A 22,922-nucleotide genomic window follows, 5' to 3' on the forward strand; every position below is an offset into this window, starting at 1 on the left:
AGTCGCAATCCACTGGGGCGTAGCCAAGCGGTAAGGCAGCGGGTTTTGATCCCGTCATGCGTAGGTTCGAATCCTACCGCCCCAGCCACTTTTAAGTTTCAGCGAAAACGTCCGTGTTTTCGATGAAAAGCGCAGTTTGCGGCACATGTCCGCAAGCCGCTCCCGGCACTCCCCGGTGCCACAGAGAACTGATGTTCAACTTCCTCCGCGGCGCCTGTGCCGCCACAGCAAAAGGTGACGCTACTGCGCGCTACAAGCTTTCACAACCGCAGGCATCTAAACTTCAACGACATCAACTTCATCGGATCAAAAGGTACACGCAGTGGCTGACTTAATGGTCTTTACCGGCAATGCCAACCCGGAACTGGCGCAGAAAATTGTTGACCAGATGGCAATCCCCCTCGGCGAGGCCGTGGTAAAACGCTTTTCGGATGGCGAGATTGCGGTGGAAATCACCGATAACGTACGCGGCCGCGACGTTTTTGTGGTCCAGTCCACCTGCCAGCCCACCAACCGCAACCTGATGGAACTGATCCTGCTGGTCGACGCCCTGCGCCGTGCCTCTGCCGGCCGCATCACCGCAGTTGTGCCCTACTTCGGCTATGCCCGCCAGGATCGCCGCGTGCGCTCCCAGCGCGTACCCATCTCCGCCAAGGTCGTAGCTGACATGATGGTCAGCGTCGGTATTGACCGGGTACTGACCGTGGACCTGCACGCCGAGCAAATCCAGGGCTTTTTCGACGTACCGGTGGACAACGTCTACGGCTCCTCCGTGCTGCTGGACGATATCGAGCGCCAGAATTATGAAGACCTGGTTGTCGTCTCCCCGGACATCGGCGGCGTCGTGCGCGCCCGCGCCGTGGCCAAGAGCCTCGAGTGCGACCTGGCCATCATCGACAAGCGCCGCCCGGCCGCCAATGTCGCCGAGGTGATGAATATCATCGGCGAAATCAACGGTCGCACCTGCCTGCTGGTGGACGACATGGTCGACACCGCCGGCACCCTGTGCAATGCCGCCAACGCCCTGAAAGAGCACGGCGCCAAGAAAGTTGTCGCCTACTGTACCCACCCGGTGCTCTCCGGTGCGGCCATCGACAACCTGAACAACTCCGTGCTGGATGAACTGGTAGTCACCGACTCCATCCCGCTGGGCGACAAGATGCAGAAGGCGCCCAAAATCCGCCAGCTGACCCTGTCCGCCATGCTGGCCGAGTCAGTGCGCCGCATCAGCAACGAGGAATCCCTGTCGGCGATGTTCCGGTCCTGACGCCGGGGCGGACCCGAAGTCCGGAAAAACGGCAGGCGCCACTGGCGCCGCCGCTGCGATTCCCTTAGAATACGCGCCCGCCCGGCCCCACCGGGCGTTTACTATTGGGCCCGGGGTACCCGGGACCCGTTTACAGCAATGCCAGAGCGGTCCGGTCGCAGGTCGCCCTGGACAGACAACCAGAGGTTTACCCCATGTCTGATTTCACCCTGAACGCCACCGTCCGCAGCGACGAAGGGAAAGGTGCGAGCCGCCGCCTGCGTCGCGAGGAAGGCCGTGTACCCGCCATCGTTTACGGCGGCAAGGCCAAGCCTGCCTCCATCTCCATTGAAGCCCGCCAGATGTGGAAGGCCCTGGAGAGCGAGTCTTTCTTCTCTTCCGTACTGACCCTCGATATCGAAGGCAAGAAAGAGACCGTGATCCTGCGTGACCTGCAGCGCCACCCGGCCCAGCAGATCCTGCTGCACGCCGACTTCCAGCGCGTGTCCGCCAACACCAAGGTTCACCTGAAAGTGCCGCTGCACTTCCTGAACGAAGACAGCTGCAAGGGCGTCAAGGCAGGCGGCATCGTCTCCCACACCCTGACCGAGCTGGACATCAGCGCGCCGGCCTCCAAGCTGCCCGAGTTCATCGAGGTAGACCTGGCCGACCTGGAGCTGGACCAGACCGTGCACATCTCCGACATCAAGCTGCCTTCCGGCGTCGAGTCTGTGGACCTGAGCCACGGCGAAGACCACGACCTGGTTGTCGCTTCCGTGCACAAGCCCCGCGGCGCTGTTGAAGCTGAAGCCGAAGAAGGCGAAGGCGAAGCTGCCGAAGGCGAAAGCGGCGAAGAGTAAGCGCTTTGTCGAAGGCACCGGACACGCCCATCCAGTTGATCGTGGGACTCGGCAACCCGGGTCCCGAGTACGACCGGACGCGCCACAATGCCGGTGCCGACTATGTCACCGAGCTGGCACGCCGCCACGGCGTCCAGCTCGCGTCAGACAGCAAGTACCACGGTCTCTCCGGCCGGGTACGCATCGGTGGGCAGGACATTCGCCTGCTGATCCCCACCACCTACATGAATCGCAGCGGCCAGTCCGTCGGCCCGCTGGCGAACTTTTTCAAGATTCCCCCGCAAGCGATCCTGGTCGCTCACGATGAGCTGGACCTGCCACCGGGCACCGCGCGCCTGAAGGCCGGCGGCGGCCATGGCGGCCACAACGGGCTGCGGGATATCATCTCCGCCCTGGGCAACAGCCGCGATTTCATGCGCCTGCGCCTGGGCATCGGTCACCCGGGCAGCGCCCGCGAAGTGGTCAAGTTCGTCCTGCAGCGGGCCCCGCGCACCGAGCAGGAGCAACTGGCAGACGCCATCGACCGGGCCGTGGACGTTACCCCCATGGCCGCCGCCGGTGACTGGGGTGCAGCCATGAAGGAACTCCACTCCGCCAGAGCGGCGGCAAAATAGATCGCCCGATCGCTTTCCCGGAAACAATACACCGTATGGGCGCAACCGCGACCCATCGCTGAACGAGCAAACAGGAACCAGACCATGGGCTTTACTTGCGGTATCGTCGGCCTGCCCAACGTGGGCAAATCCACCCTGTTCAACGCCCTGACAGAAGCGGGCATCGACGCCGAGAACTTTCCTTTCTGCACCATTGAGCCAAATGCCGGCGTGGTGCCGGTACCCGACCCGCGCCTCGACAAACTGGCAGAGATCGTCAAGCCGCAGAAAGTGATCCCCACCACCATGGAGTTCACCGACATTGCCGGCCTTGTGGCTGGCGCCTCCAAGGGTGAGGGCCTGGGCAACAAGTTCCTGGCCAATATCCGCGAGACCGACGCCATCGCCCATGTAGTCCGCTGTTTCGAGGACGACAACGTAATTCACGTGTCCAACCAGGTGCACCCGGTGGCTGACATTGAGGTCATCAATACCGAGCTGGCACTGGCCGACCTGGACACCGTGGAAAAAGCCCTGCAACGCTATACCCGCGCCGCCAAAGGCCAGGACAAGCACGCCATCAAGATGAAGGCACTGCTGGAAAAGATCCAGCCGCACCTGGACGAGGCCAAGCCCCTGCGCTCCTTCGGGCTCAGTGACGACGAACTGGCGGGCCTGCGCGAACTCAGCCTGCTGACCATCAAGCCCACCATGTACATCGCCAACGTGGACGAGGACGGCTTCGAGAACAACCCGCACCTGGACGCCGTGGCCGCCATCGCCGCGGAAGAGAACGCCGTACTGGTGCCGATCTGCAACAAGCTGGAAGCCGAAATCGCCGAGCTGGACGATGAAGAAAAACAGGAGTTCCTGGAGGAGCTGGGCATGGAGGAGCCGGGCCTGAACCGGGTGATCCGCGCCGGTTACGACCTGCTGGGCCTGCACACCTACTTCACCGCCGGCGTCAAGGAAGTACGCGCCTGGACCATCCCGCTGGGGGCCACCGCGCCGCAGGCAGCGGGCAAGATCCACACCGATTTCGAGAAGGGCTTTATCCGCGCCGAAGTGGTCAGCTACGACGACTTCGTCAGCCATAACGGCGAGGCCGGCGCAAAAGAGGCGGGCAAATGGCGCCTCGAAGGCAAGGACTATGTCGTCGCGGATGGCGACGTTATCCATTTCCGCTTCAACGTCTGATACCCGCCCTGCCCGCCGCCTGTGGCGGGCCCCTCCCCTGCCGGCAACAGCCGGCAACAACCGACCCGGTGGCCGCCCATGATCGAATCCAACTGGCGCATCGGCCTGCCCATGGCCCTGATTACCGCGTTTATGTGGGCACTGTTACCCATTGCCCTGAAAGGCCTGCTGGACGAGATTTCAGCCACCACCGCCACCTGGTTCCGCTTTGCCGGCGCAGCCGTACTGGCGGGAGGCTACCTGACGTGGAACCGCAGCCTGAACCTGCGCCAGCTGTTCCAGCGCTCGCTGCTGCCGCTGACACTGCTGGCAGTGGCGGGCCTGCTGACCAATTACCTGTCCTACGCCTCCGGCCTGCGCTTTATCACACCGGGCGCGGCCCAGATCGTCATCCAGCTGGCGCCGCTGTTACTGCTGGTCTCCAGCGTTATCTGGCTGGGGGAGCAGTTCTCACCACGCCAGTGGCTCGGGGTCCTGATGGTACTGGTGGGCCTGCCGCTGTTCTTCAACCAGAGGCTGCCGGAACTGCTGCGAGGCCAGGACACCGAATACCTGCTGGGCCTGGCACTGTTTGTACTGGCGGCAGTGGGCTGGGCCGTCTACGGTTTCTTCCAGAAGAAGATCCTGTCCCGCGCCCGGGCCCAGGACCTGCTGGTGCTGATCTACATCGCCGGCACCCTGTGCTTCCTGCCCGGCGCCGATCCCCTGAGCGTCCGGGGGCTCGACTGGATCGAGTGGGGACTGCTGCTGTTCCTCACGGTCAACACCCTGGTGGCCTACGGCGCCTTCACCAGGGCCCTGGGTAACTGGGAGGCCTCGCGGGTGAGCGCCACCCTCGCCCTGGTGCCACTGATGACCCTGCTGATCGGCAGCGCCATCGGGGCCGTCTGGCCGGACTATATTGAAGTAGAGCCCCTCAACTGGGTGAGCTGGGTCGGCGCCGGAGTGGTGGTCTGCGGCTCGCTGTTTGCGGCAATCGGCCGCGGCCGCTGACAAAAACCGGGCGGCGCTTTTGGACCTCACAGGCCGGCCCAACAGGACCCGTGAGGGTGACCGCACAGAAATCGCTCGATTCGCTAACTTACTGAAAAGAAACGAAAATCAGGGGTTGACAGCCCCCCTCAGGCGCACGATAATGCGCGCCCTCGGTTAAGCCGAGACACAAATTGAAAAGTCAGTGGCAAGGTAGCTCAGCCGGTTAGAGCGCAGCACTCATAATGCTGAGGTCGGGAGTTCAAGTCTCCCCCTTGCTACCATTTTCAATTCGCGAGAGCAGATCTCGCATCCCTTCACTGGGGCGTAGCCAAGCGGTAAGGCAGCGGGTTTTGATCCCGTCATGCGTAGGTTCGAATCCTACCGCCCCAGCCATTTTTCCCGATTCGCACCCAGCGGATCGAAGCTCCGGAGCTCGACAGGTTCGAGCCGGAGGCGGCGGGGCGCCGGGGACCAGCGAGCCGACAGGCGAAGCTCATCCTACCGCCCCAGCCACTTTTCCCCTCTCTCCAATCTCCAGTTTCACCGCATCGGTATAAACACCAGGCGCTATGGTTTCCTGTATCCCGGGTTTCCCCGAGCCCCGGCCGGGCGCACACAAGGTGCGCCCCTACGCAAGCGTCCTGTAGGGGTGGTTCTTGTGATCAGCCAGGATAAAGCGCAGGTTCGTGCACCAGTTTTCGCCCGTCGCGATGCCGGTGCAGCGCACTTGTCTCACCTTTTTTACCGCATGACGCCCCCCGGGAAAAACGCCCATAAAAAAAGCGGCCTTTCGAGCCGCTTTCAGTTATCGGAGCGCCTGTGGTCAGCGACTCTCCATCGCCAGCCCCGCCACAGGCAACCCTGCCGGGGATTCCGAATGCGGCCCGCCGGCGCGCCGGGCACGGGAGTGGCGCCGCGCCTCGCGACGCAGGCCCAGCACCCGCAACCACTCGAAGCCAGCCAGGCACAGCAGGAGTGCCACTATCGCAGCCAGTGTGCCTGTTACACCCAATGTCTCCCGCTCCGCGAGGCAGGTCCAGGCAAACTGTCCCACACACAGCAAGGCGACCACCAGCAGGGTCGGCCGCCTTCCGATCAGGCTCACCACCAGCACACCCAGCGGTGCCCCCAGGGCGACCACCGGTGCCGCCGCCAGCCAGTTACCGAAGACGTCGGGCTGCCAGTCGCCAGCCAGCGATTTCACTGCAACACCAACCACAGAGGAGAACGCCATGATCACCACCGACGTGGGAATGGCCACCTTGAGATCTACCCGGCTCAGGAGCACCAGTGCGGCATAGATCACCATATCGATCCCCACCCCGGTCACCGCCACCGCACTGAAACCCGCGAGCCCGCCCAACAGCAGGCCCACCCGGAAGTCGAGCGGGCAATCCGGGTCACCGGTGTGGTCGTGGGCGGTAATTTCCCGCAGACGATACAGGTGCAGGATACCGAAACTCCCCCACAGGATCGCGAAAGCCAGCTTGACCCAGAGATCCGGCACCAGCGGGGCAAACAACAGGATACCGGCCGGCGTCGCCACCAGCGCCCCCATCAATGCGCCTCGCAGCATCGCCCAGGCAAGGGGCTGCCGCCGGGCGAGGATATACAGGCTGGCACTCACCATCCCGATCGACTGGACCGCAAAACTGAAGTCCCGCCCCAGGCTGGCGGGCATATCAAACAGCAGCACCAGTACCGGGAACCCCACGGTTCCACCTCCCATGGGGGTTGAACCCGCTGCATAGCTGCCGAAGGCCATGGCCAGCGCCATGGGCCAGTGCTCGAGCGCAACGTCCAGCTTTCCCTGGCCAAAAACAATAAGCGCCCATACGGCATAGAACAGGGCCAGCCCGGTATACCAGACCCAGAGGAAGGAGCCGGAGCGGCGCTTACTGAACACCGTCACCTCCGGCCATGTCCTGGCGCACCGTCTCGAGAAAATGCTCATGGGTCTGGCACGCCGGCAATACCTGGCCCACCTGGGCGGAAAAGCGGGAGAATATCCCCGTCGAATCACGCTCATCGAGCGACATCGTCAGGCGGGGGTAGCGGTTCATACCATAGAGAACATAGCGATAATTCATGTCGGTAAAGATACTGGCAAAACTGCCGGCAAAGTCCTGGTGCTCGCAGATCTTGTGCTCCCAGACCCGCAGCTGTTGCTCCAGCCACGGGCAACGGGACAATGTTGACGCTGCCGCACGCCAGAACGCCGTATCGTCCCTGTCAGTCAGCGCGTAGTGCAGCACAATAAACTGCTTCAGGTCCTCGTAGAAACCGCGCATCTTGGCGTTGTAGGCCTCCCGCAGCGGGGGCACACCCATTCCCCCGGCGAGGTGCGTTGCCAGCAGGCCAACCCCCAGGTGAATCATATGCAGCCCGGTGGATTCCAGCGGCTCGATAAAACCTCCGGCGAGCCCCACTGCGACACAATTGCCGACCCAGAAGTCCTGTCTCCGGCCAACACGCATGTCCAGGTGGTTGCAGCTGAGGAACTCTGAATCCCGCCCCAGGAAGTCACGCAACTCCGCTTCAGCCTGGGATGGAGTGAGTCGTTTGCTGTCGTAGACATAACCGCAGCCCTGGCGGCTGGTCAGGTCAATCTGCCAGGCCCAGCCGTGATCGAGGGCGGTGGCCACGGTATAGGGGCGTGGCCGCCCGTCCCCGGGCAGGGCTCTCTGGATCGCAACGGCCTTGTCACAGGGCAGCGCATCTGCGAAGGACTCCCAGTTGTCGGCCTTCAGGCGGTCAATCAGGAGTCCCCGAAAACCCGTGCAGTCGACAAACAGATCCCCGGAAATTGATCCGGAGTCAGTCACAACGCTCCGGATCTGCCCATCGCCAACCACGACATCGGAAACCGTCGCCTCAATATGGTTGACCCCCGCCTCGACCGCCTTGCGCCGGAGGAAGCGCCCCATAAGGGTGGCGTCGAGGTGATATCCGTAGGGCGTGACGCCACCAAAATCGGGCGACCTGGGGGCCTTGGGGCATAGTCCATCGGTAATCAGGTGGGAATTGATACTGACAGCTTCATCGTAGCGTTCACTACCGGCGCGATCACTGAGCAGCCAGGCAGAGGAAATATCGATCGATCCCCCCGGCTGCTGCTGGTCAAAGGGGTGGAAGTACTCATGGACCCTGGCCCCGACCGGTTTTTTCCAGTTGCGGAACATAATGCCGGTTTTGACCGTGGCATTGGTTTCGGCCATCAGCTCCTTTTCATCCAGCCCCATGGCGGCGAAAAAGAAGCGAATACTGTGGACCGTGGCTTCACCGACACCTATTGCCCCGATATCCGGGCTCTCGATGACATTGATCGAGAAATTCTTCCGGGCCTGGTTGAAGTAACGGTTCAGGTAGATGGCCGTCATCCAGCCGGCAGATCCCCCGCCGACAATGTTGATCACTTTCATGGGACTCACGGACATAATTTGACTAGACAGCCTGCAGGCCAAAGCGGGAGATTTTCTCGATCAGCTCGCGGTGCTGCGGCAGGTGTTCACACAACTGTTGCCCGAGTTGTGCGATTTCGGCAAAACGGGCGTTTGCGTGCCCCCCCGCGCCGTACCGGCCATGGACAGCATCCAGGGAGGTGCCGTACTCCATGCCGTAAAGCACATACAGGTAGTTGGGCAGGTTGAAGATTTCCAGCTTGCTGGGAAAGTCATACTCGGTGGGCGGCTGGAACCGCCAGAGCTCCAGCTTCTCGAGCAAACTGTCGGGGATGGATGCAGGATCGCGATTATCCCTCCAGAACTCGCTGTCGTTCCTCCGGGAAATACAGTAGTGGAGCTTGATAAACTCGATAACCCGGTCCCAGGCGTAGCGCGTGTGCCGGTTGAACTGGTCTGCAGCAATACCCATGACGTGCCGGTTGGCCGGGAAGGTATCCGCCAGCATCCGCGCCGTCGCGTCGTAGACCAGGATCCCCGTCGCCTCCAACGGCTCAACAAAGCCCTGGGAGAGCCCGATGGCTACACAGTTACCCTGCCAGAAGCGCTCCCGGTAACCTACCATCATGGGAATACGGCGTACCTGCGCCGTTTCACCAGCACTACCCAGGTACTGGCGAAATACGTCCTCCGCCCTCTGGTGCTCCGTATGGGCACTGGAGTAGACATATCCAGTCCCCCTGCGGTGCGGCAGGCCGATATCCCATATCCAGCCGGACTCCTGCGCTGTGGCGATGGTGTGGCTGGGTATGGGTGCACGCTCCTCGCCATAGGGCACCTGGGCCGCAAGAGCGAAGTCGGCAAACAGTTGTCCAGACTTATCCTTGAAGGGGACCCGCATCGCCTGCCCGAGCAACAGGGAGGAAAACCCGGTGCAGTCGACAAAGAGATCTGCGGAAATCTCACCGTGTTTATCGGTTTCTACCGCTGCGATATCGCCATTTTCAGCCTGCCTGGCCCGCAGTACATTGCCGGTCAGGTGCCGTACCCCCAGCTTCTCCACTGCGTGCCGGGTCAGCAGGCGGGCAAATTTGGCTGCGTCCAGGTGATACGCGTAACTGGTATATCCCTGGTATTCGGGCTGCGTAATATCCTTGGGCGCCAGGCCCCGGTCACAGACCCTGCCCTGTACCGAAACGGCATCCACATAAGGAACAGCCCCATCCTGTGCCAGCCAGTATGGCGTCAGGTCGCCAGCGCGACTGTCGGGGTAATCAAACACATGGTGATAGTAGCGGCGGCCAGACTGGCCCGGGGATCGCACCCAGTCGACAAACTTGATGCTCTGCTTGAAGGTGGCATCACACTCGCGAATAAACTCGCTTTCACTGATACCGAGGTAATTCAGGCTCTGCCTGATGGCAGGCACGGTGCCCTCACCGACACCAATGGTGGGGATATCTTCGGACTCGATTAACGTGACCCGGACACCATCGGGATTATCCGGGGAAAGCCTGCGAGCGAGGTGGCACGCCGACAACCAGCCGGCCGTGCCCCCTCCAACTACCAGCACATGTCTTATTTCACCCGGTTCGTGGCTTTTATCCATGAGCTGATACAGGCCAGTCTATCAGGCACCGGCCTGCAGTTTCGCCAGCTTTGACAGCTGGTGCAGGGAACCCAGTTGTGCATACAGCGCCGGCAGGAAGCCGCGCTTGCGGAAGTCGGCAAAGTCTTCCTCGCTCAGCTCGTTGAGTTTCTTCTCGTCGACAATGTAGAGACCAGACAGGTTGATCTTCTCCTCGCCGGCATTGACCGAAACGGACTGCTGGGTCAGCAGCTCCTTGTCGGTCAGGACCTTCACGAATGCCCGGGTCACCTGGTCACTTTCCAGGTAGCTTACCAGGGACTCCTTCTTGGCCTTGAGGTACTCGCTCTCTGCACCGCCCTCCTCGAACAGGTCGTTGCCCTCTTCCTCGCTGACCAGGTGGCTGTTCTCAACCAGGCCCACGACCAGTTGGTCCTGGTTCTGGCCGCTGGGAGCGAGCACAAACGGATGGTTGCGAATGCTGGCCGGCAGGAAAACGCCCTGCCACTTGCCTTCCTTCAGGAACAGGTTCTCGCCCACTTTCAGACCCAGCAGGGCCACAGACTGGAACTGCCCGGTTTCGGAGTTCTTTACAAAAACGATCGGGTATTCGGCTCCCAGGCGGGTGAATTCATGGGCGGTGACCGGCACCATGTGGCTACCCTCTACGTGGTCAAAGCCACCGAGTTCACGCACTTTCAGCTTGCCATGAACGTCGCTCTGCAGGGGTACGATTTTGGGAGACTGTTTATTAGTCATACAACACCATCAATGTAACGTAGTTATTCTGTCAGATGATCAGCTAGTATATTTTTTATACGAAAAAAGGGAAGCCTAAACTTCCCTTTCTTCGCTACCGCTTATACTACCAGATTCCCGATCAGAACTTGGCAGAAACGCCCAGGTTTACCCGGCGAGCAGTCTCGTACTCGTACAGCGGGAAGCCCGGCGTAAAGCCGCTGCCCGGCGTCTGCTCGGCATTGTTACCCAGCTGTACAGACTCCTCGGCCAGCAGGTTGTTGACATCCAGCTTTACATCGACATTGTCAGTCGCGTGCCAGACGCCACTCAGGTCGAGGCTGCCGAAGTCATCGTGCAGGCGGTTACCGTAGGAACCGGACTCCCGAATCATGTACTCACTGCGCCAGTTGTAGGCGATACGCGCCGAGAACATGGCATTCTCGTAGTAACCGGTCAGGTTGTAGACGTTCTCGGAGCTGTCGCTCAGGAACGGGTTACCGTCGGTGAAGGTATCCTCGGCAGTTGAGGTGTCGGTCCAGGTGTAGTTCACGATGGTGCCGAAGCCATTGCCGAAATCCTGCTGGTAGCCCAGCTCGATACCGGTAATGTCAGCACTTTCGCCGTTATCCAGCTCCTGTACCGTCCAGCCGAATGCCTCTTCACTGGCTGGCAGGTCAAAGGGAATCTCGCTGGCGTCGGCAGCGTACTCGCTGATGGTCACGAAATTGGACACATCCTTGTAGAACACTGCACCGGACAGCAGGGAGCCCTCGGCGAAGTACCATTCCACACCCAGGTCAAACTGGTTGGCGGTATAGGGCTCGAGGCCAACATTACCCACTACCCAGATCTGGTTGTTGTCGATTTCGTCGTCCGCACCCAGCACATTCGGGTTTACGTACATGTCAACGTATTGCGGGCGCGCAATGACCTTGGCCGCAGAGGTACGCAGGATCACCTCGTCGGTGAGGTCATAGGCCAGGTTGAAGCTCGGCAGGATTTCCGAGTAGTCCGCACCGCTCTCGGTACGCTGCCCGTCCAGGTAATAAGTGGAGGTGGCATCGGTCGCGATATAGCGCAGGCCGAAGTTACCCCGAACCCGGTCACCGGCATAATTTGCCATTACATATAGAGCATCGTTGGTCTCGTCGATCTCGCTGTAGGAACCGAGATCCTCAACCTTGCCAACGATGGAGGAACGAGCCCAGGCCTTGAGGGCATCGGCGTCCAGCTTCGGAATTACATAACCACCGGCACCCGCCTCGATGGTGCCGTCGAGCACGTCAGCCGTGGCGATGGAAGTTTCGAAATCCGGGTCCTGCAGGAACTCGTAACGACGGCTGGTCGCGTTGTGGTCAGCGGTCTTGATGCCGGTCTTGATGCTGTTGATCAGGCCCAGCTCGACATCGAACTCGAGGTCTGCCTGGAAGTAAGACTCTTCGTCGGTTTTCGGGGTCGCATTGAAGTTGGCACCGGTACCCATGGCTACGGAGCCCGGGTCGTAGGAAGCCAGGTCGAAACCATTCAGGTCCCAGCTCTGGCCGCCGCCAAAGAAATCGTAGGTACCGCCCGGAATCGGGGTGCCACCGGAACCATCATCCAGCACCATCTCGAAGTCGGTGCCACCGCTGGAGGTGGTGCGGCCAACCTGGAAGCTCAGCTCGTATGAGTCACCGGAGTAGGTAGTGGACAGATCGAATACATCGGAATTCATGGTCGCTTCGCGGGGACGGGCCTGCAGGAAGGCGACGTTCAGGGGGCCGCGGGCGGTAGTGCCATTCAGCTGGTCAGCCGGGTCAACCTCTACGCCACACCAGCCACAGTTGCCCTGGGTCAGCCACAGTGCGTAGTTGGTATTGTCCGCTTCCATCTGCATGTCGATGGCATTGAACACGATGTCCAGGCGCTCGGTCGGCTGGTACTGGAAAGTGGCGTTGATCGCAGAGCGGTTACGCTCCTGCTCGAATGCCACCGGGCCTGCGCCCCACTCCCAGAATGCCTCGTTGCCCTGGCGCTGCAGCTGGCGCTCCTGGGATACGGCGGATACCAGCACACCAAAGGTTTCAGAATCGTTTTTCCAGCTGGCCAGGCCTGAGAACTGCGGGTCGGTGGAATCGGAATCGGATTGGGAAGACGCTTCAACAGCGCCGTGCAGGGTCATTGCATCGAGGTCCAGCGGCTTGCGGGTATTAATCACCACGGTACCACCAACACCACCCTCGGCCAGGTCTGCCTGGGAGCTCTTGTAGACTTCGATATCGCCTACCAGCTCAGACGGCAGCAGCTCATAGTTGAAGCTGCGCTTGGCCGGCTCCAGCACGAACCAGCCGGTGGATGCCACGTTCTGGCCATTCAGGGTGGTCAGGGTCAGGTCGTTACCGGCACCGCGGATAGACACTGCCGCACCTTCACCGAACTGGCGCTGGATCGTCACGCCCGGGACGCGCTGCAGGGACTCGGCAACGTTCTTGTCCGGGAACTTGCCGATATCTTCAGCAGAGATCGCATCTACAATCGCATTGGAATCGCGCTTGGTGCTGAGGGCATCCTGCAGAGAACCGCGAATACCGGTCACGGTAATCTCTTCAAGGGATTGGTCAGTTTGGGCAACGGCCAGCGGAGCCATCAGGCCGCCACTGAGCACGGCCGCACTAATGGAAAGTGCGAGTTGATTGCGCTTTAGCATCGAGTTTCCCCTTCCTTTTTATTGATATGAAGGTTGGTTAATAATTTTTTTCACCTTGTACCGCCTAAATGATAGCGCTGTCATTCCGTTTTATGATAGCGCTGTCATCTACACGCTCGAAGATACACACAAAAAAAATAAAAAGCTACTGCCCCGCGGGCAAAACAACCGTCAATTACGGACAGGAGATGCGCGAAAAGCGACTAAAAAATACACAACTTTCTGAAAATTGTTTTCGCTTCAGTCACTTACGCAAGCAAAGATGTCTGGGGAAAATCTGGGGAGGGATTGGCCTGTGGGGCGGAGGATGATCAACTTCCGGGCAGAGAGCCGCAATACCGGGAAAGCCGGGCGCAACTCCTGTTCCGCCCGGCCAGCGTTGTTGGCTAAATATCACTCAATCTCTTTAATCCGCATCGAGCTGGTGTGACCACCGACATTAAGCCGCTCACCCTGGGTAATCAGGATTCGCTGGCCCTTCTGCAGGTCGACCCGGGAACTCAGGACTTCGATAATCGACTCGGTCAGGTGGCCGAGAGGTACCGGAGCCGGATCGAATTCCGCCGGCTCTACCCCGCGCAACAGCACCAACTGGCGCGCGACGCGCGGGTGACGGGTCAGGGCGTAGATCGGCAGGCGCGTGGTGGCCCGCGACATGAGACGCGGCGTGCGGCCGGATTCCGTCAGCGCGGCGATCGCACACAGGTTCTCAACCCGCGCCGCCGCGTCGATGGCGGCCTGGGCAATCACGGTATCAATACGCTCGGACGCCCCCCGCTCTACCGCCGGGCGCGGCACGCTGCCCAGGTATTGCTCCGCACCCACGATCACCTCGGCCATGGACTCCACTGCGGCTATCGGGAAATCACCCGCAGCAGTCTCTCCCGAGAGCATCACCGCGTCAGTGCCATCCAGCACCGCATTGGCCACGTCCATGACCTCGGCCCGCGTGGGCGTGGGGCTGGTAATCATGGATTCCATCATCTGCGTCGCGGTGATCACACCACGGTTCAGGGCATTGGCACGGTTGATCAGTTTCTTCTGCACGCCGATCAGTGCCGGGTCGCCAATCTCCACACCCAGGTCACCACGAGCCACCATGATCACGTCGGCGGCCAGGATCAGGCTGTCCATGGTGTCGTCATCCGCAACTGCTTCAGCGCGTTCCACCTTGGCCACGATTGCCGCCTGGCTACCGGCCTCTTCCATTGCGCGGCGGGCGGTTTCCAGGTCTTCCGCACAGCGCGGGAAGCTCACTGCCAGGAAATCCACGTCCAGCTCAGCCGCCAGCTTGATATCGCGGTAATCCTTCTCCGTCAGTGCCGGCGCGGACAGTCCACCGCCGAGCAGGTTGATGCCCTTGTTGTTGGAGAGCTTGCCCCCCTGCAACACGCGGCAGAACAGCTTGGTAGGCGTGGCACCGGTCACTTCCAGGCGGATCTTGCCATCGTCCAGCAGCAGGATGTTGCCGGTCTCGCAGTCCTCGATCAGCGACGGGAAGTCGACACCCACGCGGTGCTCGTCGCCGCCTTCAGGTGGACAGTCCGCATCCAGGGTGAATTCGGCGTCGTTGTCCAGCCAGACACTGCCGCTGGCAAAGCGCGCGATACGGATTTTGGGCCCCTGCAGGTCACCCAGCACTGCCACCAGGCGGTTCTGCGCGGCCGCGGCAGCGCGCACTTCCTCGACACGGCGACGATGGTCGTCGGCACTGCCGTGGGAAAAGTTGAGGCGCACCACGTTGACCCCGGCACGGATCATTTCCTCGATAACGTGTGGCTTGTCGGTGCCCGGGCCGAGAGTGGCGACGATTTTAGTGTGTCGGATCATAAATGGCTGTCGTTCTCTGGAGACTGTTGTTTCCGCTGCGCGGATATTTTGGAGTTGCCGCCTGCTCAGGCAGTTTCTGCGGCAACCCGTTCGAGTTTCAGCGCCTCGGCCATGGCCAGGCTGGTATCCAGCATGCGGTGCGAGAAGCCCCACTCGTTGTCGTACCAGGCCATCACCTTCACCAGGTTGCCGTTGACCCGGGTATGGTTGGCGTCAAAGTGGCTGGATGCGGTGGTGTGATTGAAATCCACCGAAACCAGGGGCTGGTCGCAGTATGTCAGTACCCCACCGCTGGCCTCTGCCGCCTGCTGCATAACCTGGTTTACTTCCTCGGCGGTGGTGTCGCGGCCGGCGATAAACTGGCAGTCCACCAGGGATACATTGCTTACCGGGACCCGCACGGCCATACCGTCCAGGCGCCCTTTCAATTCTGGCAATACCAGGCCCACTGCAGCCGCAGCACCGGTCTTGGTCGGGATCATGTTGTCCGCCGCAGCACGGGCACGGTAGATGTCGGCGTGTACCGCATCCTGGGTATTCTGGTCGTTGGTGTAGGCATGCACTGTGGTCATGAAGCCGCGCTCGATACCCAGCTCGCGGTGCAGTGCCTTGGCTACCGGTGCCAGGCAGTTGGTGGTACAGGACGCATTGGAAACCACCTTGTGCTCGGCGGTGAGCTTGTCGTCATTAACGCCGTAAACCACGGTCAGGTCCGCATCCTTGGACGGGGCCGAAATCAAGACAGCCTTGGCACCCGCAGTAATGTGCGCAGAGGCGGCCTCTTTGCCCGTAAAGCGGCCAGTGCATTCCAGCACAAGATCGACGCCCAGTTTCTTCCACGGCAGCTGCGCCGGGTCCCGCTCCTGGCATACCTGGATACGGTCGCCGCCAATCAGAAGCGCGTCCCCCTCGACACTCACCGGCGTATTGAACCGGCCGTGAATAGTGTCAAACCGCGTCAGGTGCGCATTGGACTCCACCGGCGCGAGATCATTGATGGCCACCAGCTGCACTTTGTCGCTGTAGCCGGATTCGTAAATTGCACGGGTGACATTGCGCCCGATGCGGCCATAGCCATTGATCGCAATTCTGATTTTCATATCCCAAGCCTCAATTATTGAACTTATTACTACCGCGTCTCGCAGCGGGGCTGCACCCCGCCGTTAATTTCTATCCGTTGCCCAGTGCCGCAGCCTCACGCGCCAGCCGCGTAACCTCGTCCCAGTTCTTCTCCTTCACCAGGGCCGGTGACGCCATCCAGGAACCGCCCACACACACCACGTTGGCCAGCCCCAGGTAATCCGTCGCATTGCCGGGACCGATGCCACCGGTGGGGCAGAACTGCACCTGGGGCAGTGGCCCGCCGATGGATTTCAGCATTGGCACACCGCCGGCGGCCTGCGCCGGGAAAAACTTCTGGTACCGATAGCCACGCTCGTACAGGCGCATGACCTCGGATGGGCTGGCCGCTCCCGGCAGCAGCGGTACCGGGCATTCCGCGGCGGCATCCAGCAGCTTTTCGGTCGTCCCCGGGCTCACCATGAAAGTTGCCCCGGCATCCACCGAACGGCGAATGTCCTCCGCACTCATCACGGTGCCTGTGCCCACATGGGCATCCGGCAGGTGTTTGGCGATTTCCTCTACCGCCGCAAGGGCAGCTTTGGTGCGCAGGGTTACCTCGAGCACATTCAGGCCACCCTCAACCAGGGCCTGGGCCAGGGGCAGTGCCTCTTTGGCGTCGTCGATGACCAGTACCGGCACGACACCCGCCTGCGCCAGCACTTCTCCTAATTTGTTCTGCATTGATCAATCCCAATTTCTGTATCTATCAAATCCACCAGATGACCCGGCCAATCAGGGTGCCCAGTAAACCGTGACCGGTTTCCGCCCCTGGCGCAGCACGCTGCGAATCGGCATCTCCAGCTCGTCCGTACCCAGCAGTGCCTCGCGGTAAACTTTCAGTTTCTCGTCACCGGTAATCAGCAGCTTGATATCCCGCGCCTGCAGGATGGCGGCCAGGCTCAGGGTCATGCGCTCGGTGTGGCTGCCAGTCACCTCACTCTGCCGCGCGGTAATGGCACGGCAGAGTTCAGCCGCATCCGCATCGAGGGCCTGCTCCAGTCCCGCCGCATGCGGGAAGAGTGAGGCGGTGTGGCCATCACTTCCCATTCCCAGCAGGCACACGTCAAAAGGACGCGGTAGTTCAGCGTAGGCGCGCTCACAATCGGCCTGCCCTTCTGCCGCGCTTGTGTGAGCGTTCTTCATGCCCAGGAACGGCGCTTCGGCAGCGTTGTTTTGCAACAGGCTCTTTTCGATAAAAGAGTGGTTACTGCCGCTTTGCCCGGGCTCTACCCAGCGTTCATCTACCAGGGCCACATTGATCTGGCTCCAGGGCAGCGGCCGCTTTGACAGCGCCTGATAAACCGGCTCCGGTGAACTGCCACCGGAGACCAGGAAGGTGGCCTGGCCCTGCTCCTTGATACCCCGCTGCAGGGCGCTGGCACAGTCATTTGCCAGCGCCATCACCAGGCGTTCGCGATCCGGATAAAACTTTTCTTCTACCATCATGGCTTGGGGCCCCGATCGGTGTTAATTCAATTGATTTCTGATTTCTATCGGCAAGTGGCTACTGGGCGTTAAACCAGTGCCGCCCGTCCTCCTCGAGCAGCTCGTTGGCAGCCTGTGGCCCCCAACTGCCCGCCCGGTACAGGTCCGGCTGACTATCGGTTTCCCGCCAGTGATCGATGATCGGGTCGACCCAGGCCCAGGCCGCCGCCACTTCCTCCCGGTGGATAAACAGTGCAGCGTTGTTTGCCGCCGCATCGAGCATCAGGCGCTTGTAGGCGTCACTCTTGAAGCTGTCGTAGGTTTCGGACAGTGAAAGGTTGAGTTCAGCAGGCTGCAGTTCCATTTCCAGGCTGTCCATTTTCTTGGACATGAGCACCAGCTTGATGCTCTCCTCGGGCTGCAGTCGGATCACCAGCCGGTTCGGGATGACCTTGCCAGCGCTCTCGCCATACACCCGGTGCGAGACATCCTTATACTGGATCACAATCTCAGCGCAGCGCTTCTCCATCCGCTTGCCGGTACGGAGGTAAAAGGGCACGCCCGCCCAGCGCCAGTTATCGATATGGGCACGGATGGCGACAAATGTTTCTGTATTGCTGGAGGCTGCATCCAGCTCCTCGAGATAACCGGGCACCAGCTGGGTGCCCAGGCCACCGGCCACATACTGGCCACGCACGATATTTTCTTCCACCGCTTCGCCAACCAGCGGACGCAGCGCTTCCAGCACCTTGATTTTTTCAGTGCGGATATTTTTCGAGGACATGCTGTTGGGGGATTCCATCGCAATCAGGCACAGCAGCTGCAACAGGTGGTTCTGCACCATATCCCGCATCGCGCCGGTCTCATCGTAAAAACCGGCACGTCCCTCCAGGCCCACGGTCTCGGCAATACTGATCTGGATGTGGTCAATAACGCTGGCATCCCACAGGTGTTCGAACAGCACGTTACTGAAGCGCAGTGCCAGCAGGTTCTGGACCGTTTCCTTCCCGAGGTAATGGTCGATGCGGAAAATATGGTTTTCCGGGAAGTATTCGCCGATCTTGCCGTTGATCTCTGCAGAAGTCTGGGCGTTATATCCCAGAGGTTTTTCCACCACTACACGCGATTGCTCGTGGATCAGCCCCTTCAGGGAGAGGTTCTCGCAGCAGGGCCCAAAAACAGCAGGCGGGATCGCCAGGTAAAACAGACGTACCCGCTCCTCGCCGGCGCCCAGGATGTCACCGAGTTGATCCCACTTGTCGTCCGGCTCAGAAATATCCAGCGCCACTGCACGCAACAGGTTGCTGAACGACTTCCATACCGACTCGCTGTACTCCCCGTTGCGCAGGTGGGTCTTCAGGGCCTCACGGGCCAGGTCCAGGTAATTGTCTACATCCTCCTGGCGACGGCAGACCGGCAGGATGCGGCTGCCCTCGGCCAGGCCCCCTTCCAGGTGTGCACGGTAAAGGGCCGGAATCAGCTTGCGCAGGGCCAGGTCGCCCACACCGCCAAACAACACCAAGTCAAAAGGATTATTCATGTCTCTTGCTCTGCCATCCTGTAAGAGTTTTTGAGCCCCACGTTAAAAAGCTCCGTGACTTCTTGGCGCCGGTTAGTAGAGAACGCTCGCGCCGCTTTCCGCGCCGCTGGCGAGGGCCCGCAGGTTGTTAAAGAGTTCGCGCCCCATACCCCGGCCATTTGCACTCAGGTCGTGCTCTGCCGGCTCCCGCGCGGCCAGCTCGGCGTCGTCTACATGCACCTGCAGCACACCGGCCTCGGAATCCAGCTCAATGATGTCGCCGTCCTGGATCCTCGCAATCCAGCCGCCATCGGCAGCTTCAGGAGACATGTGGATCGCCGCAGGTACCTTGCCCGATGCGCCGGACATACGGCCGTCAGTCACCAGCGCCACCTTGAAACCGCGATCCTGCAATACACCCAGGGTCGGGGTCAGCTTGTGCAGTTCCGGCATACCATTGGCCTGGGGGCCCTGGAAGCGGACCACCGCGACAAAATCCCTTTCCAGCTCACCGGCCTTGAAACGTTCCAGCAATTCGTCCTGGCTGTTCATGACGATAGCCGGCGCCTTTACTTTCAGCTGGTCGTTCTTTAGGGCGGACACCTTGATGACACTGCGGCCGATATTGCCTTCAAGCAGCTGCAGGCCGCCGTGATGGGAGAACGGGTCGCTGACCGGGCGGATGATGTCCGGATTACCGGTTTCCTCGACCGTCGGGCGCCAGACCACATCGGTCTTGTCATCGTTAAGGAAGGGGTCGTGGCAGTAAGGCTTCAGCCCGGAGTTGCCCAGTACTGTGTGTACATCATTGTGCAGCAGGCCGGCGCTGAGTAATTCGCGGATCAGGAACTGCATACCACCGGCAGCGGCGAAGTGGTTGATGTCCGCCACACCATTCGGGTAGACGTGGCACATGAGTGGCACCACGTCGGACAGCTCGGCCATATCCTGCCAGGTGATCTGGATACCGGCAGCGCGCGCCATCGCCACCAGGTGCAAGGTATGGTTGGTGGAGCCACCGGTGGCAAGCAGCCCGACGATACCGTTGACGAACGTCTTCTCGCTGAGGATTTTCGCAATCGGGGTATGCTGGCTCGGCTCGGTGATGTTTACCAGCTGCTTCACTGCCGCATCGTTCAGTGCGTTGCGCAGCTCCGTGCCCGGATTGACAAATGAGCTGCCCGGCAGCTGCAGCCCCATGATCTCCACCAGCATCTGGTTGCTGTTGGCGGTCCCATAGAAGGTGCAGGTACCGGGACTGTGGTAGGAGGCACTCTCGGCCTCCAGCAGTTCCTCGCGGCCCACCTTGCCCTCGGCGTACAACTGCCGCACCCGGGCCTTCTCCGGATTGGGGAGCCCGGAAGGCATGGGACCCGCCGGGACAAATATCGCCGGCAGGTGGCCAAAGGCCAATGCACCGATCACCAGCCCGGGGACAATCTTGTCGCAGATGCCCAGGTACATGCTGCCTTCAAAGACATCATGCGACAGCGCAATGGCCGTGGCCATGGCGATGACATCCCGGGAAAACAGGCTCAGCTCCATCCCGGTGCGTCCCTGGGTCACACCGTCACACATGGCGGGCACACCACCCGCCACCTGCGCGGTAGCACCGTTGCGCGCCGCGGCCTGTTTCAGCAGGTCGGGATAGGCACCATAGGGTTGGTGTGCCGAAAGCATGTCATTGTAGGCGTTGACGATTGCCAGGTTGGGACCGCGGCCAGAGGCAATCAGGTTCTTTTCTTCCTGGCTGGAAGCCGCGATCGCGTGCGCCAGGTTACCGCAGGAAAGGTGGCTGGCCGCCCGCCCCTGGATATGCGACTTTTCGACCTGCGCCAGATATTCCGCGCGGGTCTGTTCGCTCCGCTCGATGATTCGCTCGGTAACCGCTTGAACCTTGCTGTGTACCATAAACTTTCTGCTCTATTGTGTATTTACCCGGCAAACTCCCGGGCTTCACTCCCCGGGTTCGCCCGCCGGTAGTACTTGATCAGGCGCGCGGTGGAACTGTCCTCACCGGCCAGGTCACCACTCCGTAACTTCGGTTGTAGTGCCGATGCCAGGCCTTTACCCAGTTCCACGCCCCACTGGTCGAAAGAATAAATTTGCAGCACAACACCCTGGGCAAAAACCTTGTGCTCGTAAAGTGCAACCAGAGCCCCCAGAGACTGCGGATCCAGCCCGCGCAGCAGCACGGTGTTGCTCGGCCGATTCCCGCGGTGCTCTTTAAAGGGCACCAGTTCTTCCACCTGTTGGGCCGGAAGCCCCTTTTCACCCAGCTCGGCAGCCACCTGCTCGCGATTCACACCGGTCATCAGGGCCTGGCTCTGCGCAAACATATTGGCCAGCAGGATTTCGTGGTGCGCCCCGAGACTGTGCCCGGGCCGTGTGCTCCCAATAAAGTCAGCGGGAACCACTTCCGGGCTCTGATGCAGGTACTGGTAAAAAGCGTGCTGGCCGTTGATGCCGAGCTGTCCCCATATTAGGGGGCCGGTGGTGTAAGCCGCCTCCTCCCCCGTTCTGGTAGTAGATTTACCGTTACTTTCCATCTCCGCCTGCTGCAGGTACGCCGGCAACATGTGCAGCGCCTGCTCGTAGGGCAATACCGTCTGGGCGGGCCAGCCCATAAAAGTGCAGTTCCACAAACTCACCAGCGCCATCAGCACCGGCGCATTCTCTGCCAGCGGCGCCTGCCGGAAGTGCCGGTCCATACTTGCCGCACCATCCAGCACTGCACGGAACCCACCAAAGCCGACCGCAATCGCCAGCGGCAGGCCGATGGCGGACCAGAGCGAGAAGCGCCCACCAACCCAGTCCCAGAACCGGAAGGTAAACCTGTCAGGGATACCGAATTCCCGTGCCCTGTCCGGGCTCGCTGTCACCGCCACAAAGTGGCGCCGCAACAGCTCCGCCTCGGGTGCCAGCTCGCCGAGCCAGGCCAGTGCACTGCGCGCATTGGTCAGTGTCTCGACGGTGGTGAAAGTTTTTGATGACACCAGGAACAGTGTGGTCTCCGGTCGCAACCCCTCCAGCGTGTTTTCCAGCTGGGCGCCGTCTACGTTGGAGACGAAATGAACCCGGATCTTGCCCTGCCAGTATGGCCTGAGCGCTTCCACCGCCATCTGTGGCCCCAGGTGCGACCCCCCAACCCCAAGATTCACCACATCGGTAACAGGAGAGCCGCCGCATCCGCGAATGTCGCCATTATGTAGTAAATTTACAAACTCTTTCAAGCGTGCCAGCTCCGCCTCGACCTGGCTGCTCACATTTTGACCATCAACTGTGACAGACGGCCCTGCAGAACCCCGCAGGGCCGTGTGCAGTACCGGGCGTCCCTCGGTGCGATTGATCGGCTCGCCGGCAAACATTGCTTCCCGCCAGTCTTCCAGGCCGGTCTCGCGCGCGAGCTCCAGCAGCGCCTGTAGCACCTGCTCATCGATGAAGTTCTTGGAGTAATCAAGCAGGAAGTGCGGTGTTTCCAGCGAGTAACGGTCGGCACGCGACGGATCCCGGGCAAACATCTGCGCCAGTTTCCGCTGCTTCATTTCCCCCGCGAGCACCTGCAGTTTGTGCCAGACCGGCAATGTGGTGATATCCATGGCTGCCCCCTATTTTCTGTTATCGCCGGCGCCCAGGCCGGGACGGCAATTCTTATTTCCTGGCTGCCACCCTGGTCGACACGCCGGCATAACCGGGGCGCCAAACGGTCAAAATCGGATGACAACGCTGTCATACTAAC

17 protein-coding genes and 3 tRNA genes are annotated in these 22,922 nt (G+C 60.9%); 8 read left to right on the plus strand and 12 right to left on the minus strand.

Annotated features, from left to right (window positions below):
- Positions 1 to 13 precede the first annotated feature (13 nt).
- The 8 genes from ACH6CX_RS10170 (at position 14) to ACH6CX_RS10205 (ending at position 5,264) form a co-directional block, all read left to right on the plus strand.
- Positions 14 to 88 (plus strand) — tRNA-Gln (locus ACH6CX_RS10170).
- Between the two features lie 246 nt (positions 89 to 334).
- Positions 335 to 1,267 carry a ribose-phosphate pyrophosphokinase gene (locus ACH6CX_RS10175; RefSeq protein WP_255774742.1) on the plus strand — a complete coding sequence of 311 codons (933 nt, stop codon included), beginning with the start codon at positions 335 to 337 and terminating at the stop codon, positions 1,265 to 1,267.
- Between the two features lie 194 nt (positions 1,268 to 1,461).
- A complete protein-coding gene (locus ACH6CX_RS10180) occupies positions 1,462 to 2,106 on the plus strand; it encodes a 50S ribosomal protein L25/general stress protein Ctc (RefSeq protein ID WP_233005984.1) in 645 nt (214 codons plus the stop codon).
- Positions 2,107 to 2,111: 5 nt separating this feature from the next.
- A complete protein-coding gene (gene pth / locus ACH6CX_RS10185; protein ID WP_233005985.1) occupies positions 2,112 to 2,720 on the plus strand; it encodes an aminoacyl-tRNA hydrolase in 609 nt (202 codons plus the stop codon).
- A gap of 84 nt (positions 2,721 to 2,804) precedes the next feature.
- Entirely contained in the window at positions 2,805 to 3,896 is a 1,092-nt protein-coding gene (gene ychF / locus ACH6CX_RS10190) for a redox-regulated ATPase YchF (RefSeq protein ID WP_237064002.1), read from the plus strand.
- Between the two features lie 78 nt (positions 3,897 to 3,974).
- Positions 3,975 to 4,889, plus strand: a complete 915-nt coding sequence (locus ACH6CX_RS10195) for a DMT family transporter (RefSeq protein WP_233005987.1) — start codon at positions 3,975 to 3,977, stop codon at positions 4,887 to 4,889.
- A gap of 186 nt (positions 4,890 to 5,075) precedes the next feature.
- Positions 5,076 to 5,152, plus strand: a tRNA-Met gene (locus tag ACH6CX_RS10200).
- A gap of 37 nt (positions 5,153 to 5,189) precedes the next feature.
- A tRNA-Gln gene (locus ACH6CX_RS10205) sits at positions 5,190 to 5,264 on the plus strand.
- Between the two features lie 430 nt (positions 5,265 to 5,694).
- Here the strand turns inward: ACH6CX_RS10205 and ACH6CX_RS10210 are convergent.
- The 12 genes from ACH6CX_RS10210 to pgi form a co-directional block, all read right to left on the minus strand.
- Entirely contained in the window at positions 5,695 to 6,777 is a 1,083-nt protein-coding gene (locus tag ACH6CX_RS10210) for a sulfite exporter TauE/SafE family protein (protein WP_233005988.1), read from the minus strand.
- Positions 6,767 to 8,293: a tryptophan halogenase family protein gene (locus tag ACH6CX_RS10215; RefSeq protein WP_396675377.1), complete on the minus strand. Its 1,527-nt coding sequence runs from the start codon at positions 8,291 to 8,293 to the stop codon at positions 6,767 to 6,769. Before ACH6CX_RS10215 ends, ACH6CX_RS10210 begins: the two co-directional genes overlap by 11 nt.
- 22 nt (positions 8,294 to 8,315) lie before the next feature.
- Positions 8,316 to 9,845 (minus strand): tryptophan halogenase family protein, encoded by a 1,530-nt coding sequence (locus ACH6CX_RS10220; protein WP_396675378.1) that lies wholly within the window; start codon positions 9,843 to 9,845, stop codon positions 8,316 to 8,318.
- Positions 9,846 to 9,902: 57 nt separating this feature from the next.
- Positions 9,903 to 10,619 carry a SapC family protein gene (locus tag ACH6CX_RS10225; protein WP_233005991.1) on the minus strand — a complete coding sequence of 239 codons (717 nt, stop codon included), beginning with the start codon at positions 10,617 to 10,619 and terminating at the stop codon, positions 9,903 to 9,905.
- 121 nt (positions 10,620 to 10,740) lie between these two features.
- Entirely contained in the window at positions 10,741 to 13,287 is a 2,547-nt protein-coding gene (locus ACH6CX_RS10230) for a TonB-dependent receptor (protein WP_233005992.1), read from the minus strand.
- A gap of 393 nt (positions 13,288 to 13,680) precedes the next feature.
- Entirely contained in the window at positions 13,681 to 15,117 is a 1,437-nt protein-coding gene (gene pyk, locus ACH6CX_RS10235; protein WP_396675379.1) for a pyruvate kinase, read from the minus strand.
- 65 nt (positions 15,118 to 15,182) lie between these two features.
- On the minus strand, positions 15,183 to 16,217 hold the full coding sequence (gene gap, locus ACH6CX_RS10240; protein WP_233005994.1) for a type I glyceraldehyde-3-phosphate dehydrogenase: 1,035 nt from the start codon (positions 16,215 to 16,217) through the stop codon (positions 15,183 to 15,185).
- Between the two features lie 70 nt (positions 16,218 to 16,287).
- Entirely contained in the window at positions 16,288 to 16,920 is a 633-nt protein-coding gene (locus tag ACH6CX_RS10245) for a bifunctional 4-hydroxy-2-oxoglutarate aldolase/2-dehydro-3-deoxy-phosphogluconate aldolase (protein ID WP_237064008.1), read from the minus strand.
- Between the two features lie 51 nt (positions 16,921 to 16,971).
- A complete protein-coding gene (gene pgl, locus ACH6CX_RS10250) occupies positions 16,972 to 17,685 on the minus strand; it encodes a 6-phosphogluconolactonase (protein WP_396675380.1) in 714 nt (237 codons plus the stop codon).
- Positions 17,686 to 17,743: 58 nt separating this feature from the next.
- Positions 17,744 to 19,204: a glucose-6-phosphate dehydrogenase gene (zwf, locus tag ACH6CX_RS10255; RefSeq protein WP_233005996.1), complete on the minus strand. Its 1,461-nt coding sequence runs from the start codon at positions 19,202 to 19,204 to the stop codon at positions 17,744 to 17,746.
- 72 nt (positions 19,205 to 19,276) lie between these two features.
- Positions 19,277 to 21,094, minus strand: coding sequence for a phosphogluconate dehydratase (edd, locus tag ACH6CX_RS10260; protein WP_233005997.1), 1,818 nt, complete (start codon positions 21,092 to 21,094; stop codon positions 19,277 to 19,279).
- Between the two features lie 23 nt (positions 21,095 to 21,117).
- Positions 21,118 to 22,782 carry a glucose-6-phosphate isomerase gene (gene pgi / locus ACH6CX_RS10265; protein WP_396675381.1) on the minus strand — a complete coding sequence of 555 codons (1,665 nt, stop codon included), beginning with the start codon at positions 22,780 to 22,782 and terminating at the stop codon, positions 21,118 to 21,120.
- Between the last annotated feature and the right edge of the window lie 140 nt (positions 22,783 to 22,922).

The sequence above is a fragment of the Microbulbifer sp. JSM ZJ756 genome (assembly GCF_044383805.1).
GTDB lineage: Bacteria > Pseudomonadota > Gammaproteobacteria > Pseudomonadales > Cellvibrionaceae > Microbulbifer > Microbulbifer zhoushanensis.

Bases quoted from the DNA above. Each gene is read 5' to 3' on its own strand.
- ACH6CX_RS10175 (WP_255774742.1), top strand. From the start codon at position 335: ATGGTCTTTACCGGCAATGCCAACCCGGAACTGGCGCAGAAAATTGTT.
- ACH6CX_RS10180 (WP_233005984.1), top strand. From the start codon at position 1,462: ATGTCTGATTTCACCCTGAACGCCACCGTCCGCAGCGACGAAGGGAAA.
- ychF (WP_237064002.1), top strand. From the start codon at position 2,805: ATGGGCTTTACTTGCGGTATCGTCGGCCTGCCCAACGTGGGCAAATCC.
- ACH6CX_RS10195 (WP_233005987.1), top strand. From the start codon at position 3,975: ATGATCGAATCCAACTGGCGCATCGGCCTGCCCATGGCCCTGATTACC.
- ACH6CX_RS10215 (WP_396675377.1), bottom strand. From the start codon at position 8,293: ATGAAAGTGATCAACATTGTCGGCGGGGGATCTGCCGGCTGGATGACG.
- ACH6CX_RS10225 (WP_233005991.1), bottom strand. From the start codon at position 10,619: ATGACTAATAAACAGTCTCCCAAAATCGTACCCCTGCAGAGCGACGTT.
- ACH6CX_RS10230 (WP_233005992.1), bottom strand. From the start codon at position 13,287: ATGCTAAAGCGCAATCAACTCGCACTTTCCATTAGTGCGGCCGTGCTC.
- pyk (WP_396675379.1), bottom strand. From the start codon at position 15,117: ATGATCCGACACACTAAAATCGTCGCCACTCTCGGCCCGGGCACCGAC.
- gap (WP_233005994.1), bottom strand. From the start codon at position 16,217: ATGAAAATCAGAATTGCGATCAATGGCTATGGCCGCATCGGGCGCAAT.
- ACH6CX_RS10245 (WP_237064008.1), bottom strand. From the start codon at position 16,920: ATGCAGAACAAATTAGGAGAAGTGCTGGCGCAGGCGGGTGTCGTGCCG.
- pgl (WP_396675380.1), bottom strand. From the start codon at position 17,685: ATGATGGTAGAAGAAAAGTTTTATCCGGATCGCGAACGCCTGGTGATG.
- zwf (WP_233005996.1), bottom strand. From the start codon at position 19,204: ATGAATAATCCTTTTGACTTGGTGTTGTTTGGCGGTGTGGGCGACCTG.
- edd (WP_233005997.1), bottom strand. From the start codon at position 21,094: ATGGTACACAGCAAGGTTCAAGCGGTTACCGAGCGAATCATCGAGCGG.
- pgi (WP_396675381.1), bottom strand. From the start codon at position 22,782: ATGGATATCACCACATTGCCGGTCTGGCACAAACTGCAGGTGCTCGCG.